Source organism: Arthrobacter sp. H14, assembly GCF_000520495.1.
GTDB lineage: Bacteria > Actinomycetota > Actinomycetes > Actinomycetales > Micrococcaceae > Arthrobacter_C.
In genome coordinates, this window is record NZ_AZRX01000499.1 from 1 (window position 1) to 3,759 (window position 3,759).

The 3,759-nt window shown below is 63.7% G+C and carries 4 protein-coding genes; 3 read left to right on the forward strand and 1 reads right to left on the reverse strand.

Going from position 1 to position 3,759, the window contains the following annotated elements; all coding sequences use genetic code 11:
- A partial coding sequence (locus Y707_RS0101895; protein ID WP_253905025.1) for an NAD(P)H-dependent flavin oxidoreductase occupies positions 1-982 on the reverse strand: 982 nt, incomplete at its 3' end.
- 38 nt (positions 983-1,020) lie between these two features.
- Here Y707_RS0101895 and Y707_RS28705 point away from each other — a divergent pair.
- From Y707_RS28705 to Y707_RS0101910, 3 genes are all read left to right on the forward strand, one after another.
- Complete coding sequence (locus Y707_RS28705; protein WP_026533840.1) at positions 1,021-1,545, forward strand: SRPBCC domain-containing protein; 525 nt, start codon at positions 1,021-1,023, stop codon at positions 1,543-1,545.
- Positions 1,546-1,655: 110 nt separating this feature from the next.
- On the forward strand, positions 1,656-2,618 hold the full coding sequence (locus tag Y707_RS32520) for a hypothetical protein (RefSeq protein WP_253905026.1): 963 nt from the start codon (positions 1,656-1,658) through the stop codon (positions 2,616-2,618).
- Positions 2,615-3,637, forward strand: coding sequence for an HAD-IIA family hydrolase (locus Y707_RS0101910; protein ID WP_026533841.1), 1,023 nt, complete (start codon positions 2,615-2,617; stop codon positions 3,635-3,637). Before Y707_RS32520 ends, Y707_RS0101910 begins: the two co-directional genes overlap by 4 nt.
- Positions 3,638-3,759 lie beyond the last annotated feature (122 nt).

Consider the following 3,759-nt stretch of genomic DNA (forward strand, 5'->3'; position numbering starts at 1 on the left):
AGGCGGCTGCGGCCTCGGCAAGGAGCCGGCGGTATCCCGCCAAGTCGGTCACGACGTCGGCCGCGGTTTCGCCATTCCGGGTCAAGCCTGCAGCCTGTCCGGCATAGACCGGAGCCATCTCTGTATCGCCTGACTTACGTGCCTGGCGCATTCGTTCCGTTATCCCGCTGGAGGACAAGCTCTTCTGCAACTCGTCGGGGCGGTCCGCCCACTCATCGGTGAACGAATTGGAGACGGCACGCCCTCCATATTGAGGCGGCCAGTCCAGCTTCTGCGCGATGTCGAAGGACCGGGTATAGACGGTGTTATCCATTGTTGCCCGCTCGATGGCAGCTTTGGCTGTTCCGGGCATCGAAGACTCCTGAACAGTCGTAAACCTTGTGCCGATCCATGCGCCGGCGGCGCCGGCCGCCAGTACCGCAGCAACTCCATTAGCTGTGGCAATGCCGCCCGCCGCGAGTACTGGCTTTGAAGTGTTCTGCACTGCAAGCTGCAGGAGCGGCAGCGTGCCGACGTCGTTTCTGCCATGCCCTCCACCTTCAGCTCCGCGCACCACGATGATGTCGGCGTCGTACTCAAGCGCCTGGTTAAGTTCAGTCTGACTGCCAACCTGCATGGCACTGACCGCTCCTGCCTCCTTCACCATGTCGAGGGCGGGGCGTGGATCACCGAAACTGATGGAAACCAGCGCCGGACCGTGATGCAAGGCGCGGTGCAGGGGAGCAAGATCGTCCTTCAGCGTCCACGCCATAAGGCCGACGCCCCAGGGCCGTCCGGATTCTCCGGCGATGGCCAGTTCACGGTCGATCCATTCCGGGGAGGCATCACCGCCGAAGCCAACCATGCCCAAGCCGCCGGCCGAGGAGACCGCTGCGGCGAGCCGTCCGCCGGCAGCTCCAGCCATCGGGGCGTTGAGGATGGGATACGTTGTGGAGAATGTTTCCGCGAGGTAGGTGCTGTCCATATCGACACTCCTGTCCATATCGACACTCTATGTGGGCCGGCGGTTAGACTCGACGGATGAGCGATATCTTTTCGCACGCGCCCGAAGAACCGAGGGAAGAGAGCGGCCCGCTGCCGCCGATCGAGATTGCCCGGACCGTAGCTGCCGAGCCTGAGCAGGCCTTCCTCGGCTGGACTGAGCATATCCACCTTTGGTGGCCGATGGCCGAATACAGCGTCTCTGGCGAGGACGCGTTTATCGACTTCGAAGGCGGCGAACTGGTGGAGACGTCAGCAGGTGACCAGATGATCAGTTGGGGCACCGTCCTGTCTTCCGACCCGCCGTCGTACCTGTCTTTTAGCTGGCATCCGGGAGCAAACCCGCTGCAGGCCACTGAGGTGCAACTCACGTTCAAGCCTTCGCGCAGTACGGAGCCGGCGGCGCCGGAGGCGGATGCACCGGCGTCATCCGGAACTGAGCTGACGCTCACGCACACCGGATGGGGAAACCTGCCGGAGGCCACCGCTGCAAGGACCAAATACCTGGCTGGATGGCCCGGCATTCTGGATCGCTATGTCCGGTTTATGGGCGGCCCTGCCTAGGCCGCTAAACTAGGTGAGGCGCACTTCTGCGTCCCACAAACTTAAACCTCCATAGGGTCGAGCAGCTGAGACTGTGTCAGGTAGTCAGCTCACAAAGAGAGGAGACTGGCATGGCGGAAAACAACCGACGAGGCTCGGACGGACGGGGTGGCCGCGGAGCCAATGGCCCGACTGGAGGCAGCGGGCGGCCCGGCGGTTCCGGCCGGGGAAAGCCTGACGGCGCCCGCAGCGGGCGGACCGGACAGCCCGGCAGGGACGGACGAACGGAGCGCGCGGAACGACCGGCGTCGACGCATAATGCCCGGGACCTGCGGAGCTCGAACCGGGATGACCGGCCGCGCTCCCCGGACATCGACCCCGACGTCACAGGCCAAGAGCTGGACCGGGTTACCAGGGCGCAACTGCGCAATCTGGAAGAGCAGAATGCTGAATGGGTGTCGAAACACCTGGTGATGGCCGGCCGGCTCATCGACGAAGATCCGGAGCTTGCCTTCGAACATGCCCTCGCCGCCAGCAGGCGGGGTGGGCGAATGGCGCTGGTCCGCGAGGCTGTCGGGCTGACGGCTTATGCGGCAGGGCGGTACGGCGACGCACTCAGGGAGTTCCGCACGTTCCGCCGTATTACCGGGTCCAACGAGCATCTGCCCGTTATGGCTGACTGCGAACGCGGTCTGGGCCGCCCCGACCGGGCTCTGGAGATGGCGCGCTCGGAGGAAGCCAACGAGCTGAACACCGCGGGGAAGGTGGAGCTCGCCATAGTCGCCTCGGGCGCACGGGCCGACCTGGAACAGTACGACGCCGCCGTGACGGCACTGGAAATTCCTCAATTGGACCGCAATCGTGCGTTCTCGTTCAGCCCGCGGCTGTTCCGGGCATACGCTGACGCCTTGGATGCCGTCCGGAAACCGGATGACGCGGAGAAGTGGCGCCGGCAGGCATTCGTCGCCGAAGACGCGCTGGGCGTGGGTGATTTTGAAGACCCGGACATTATCGACTTAAGTGGCGACGACGATGAGGAACCGGTGGATACACGTCCAGCAGGCAGGCCTACCGGAGATTCCGCACAACGATGACGGGGCGGGCGCTGATCAGCAATTACGACGCATTGCTGGCGGATCTTGACGGCGTGGTCTATGCCGGTCCGGCCGCCATTGGTGGGGCGGTTGAGTCGCTCAAACGGCTGGCGGACTTCGACGTCGAACTCGGCTATATCACCAACAACGCTTCGCGTTCACCGGCGACGGTCGCTGAGCACCTGAGTTCGTTGGGTGCTCCGGCAACCGAGGAACAGGTCATCACCTCCGCGCAGGCCGGCGCCCGGCTGCTTGCTGAAAAGCTGAAGCCGGGCAGTACAGTACTGGTCGCCGGCAGCAAGGCGCTTGCAGCCGAGGTCGAGCTGGTTGGGATGTCCGTCGTATGGTCCGCCGAGGAGCAACCCGACGCCGTCGTGCAAGGGTTTGATCCCGGTATCGGATGGACAGCGCTGGCCGAGGCCTCTTTCGCGGTGGCCGGCGGCGCCTTATGGGTGGCGACCAACACCGACATGACTGTTCCTAATGAGCGCGGAATTGCCCCGGGAAACGGGTCGTTGGTCGCTGCCGTCCAGGCCGCCACCGGTCAGGTACCCGATGTGGCGGGCAAGCCCCGGGCACCGCTTTTCAGCGCTGCGGTGGAGCGGCTCCAGGCTAAGCATGCGCTCATTGTCGGCGACCGGTTGGACACCGATATTCTGGGCGGCAACAACTCCGGCATCGATACCGCCGTAGTCCTCACCGGTGTGGATACGCTTGAGACGATTCTTGCGGCATGTGCCGCAGAACGGCCACGGTACATACTGGCTGACCTGCGGGGTCTGTTCGAGCCGTATCCGGAAATAGAAGTCTCCGGCGGGAAGCACAACTGCGGCGGCTCAAGCGCTTATGTACAGGGGTCGAAAGTGCAGGTGACGGGTTCTCTTGATGACCTGGACACGTGGCGCGCAGCGTGTTCGGCATGGTGGGCAGTAAATCCGGACGCGAAGGAGGCCGTTTCACCGACCCCCTGTTGCCTCATTGCAATACCTCCGGGAAGAATAATACGTTGCCTCATTTGAGAACCTCCGGATAGCGGGTTTCGTTGCCTCATAGGAAAACCTCCGGGAGGGTTAGGCGTTCCAGGCCCGGTTGACGGGTTTGATTGGCGCGGCTTTCTTCGCGAGTGCGAGTGTTTCCAGCT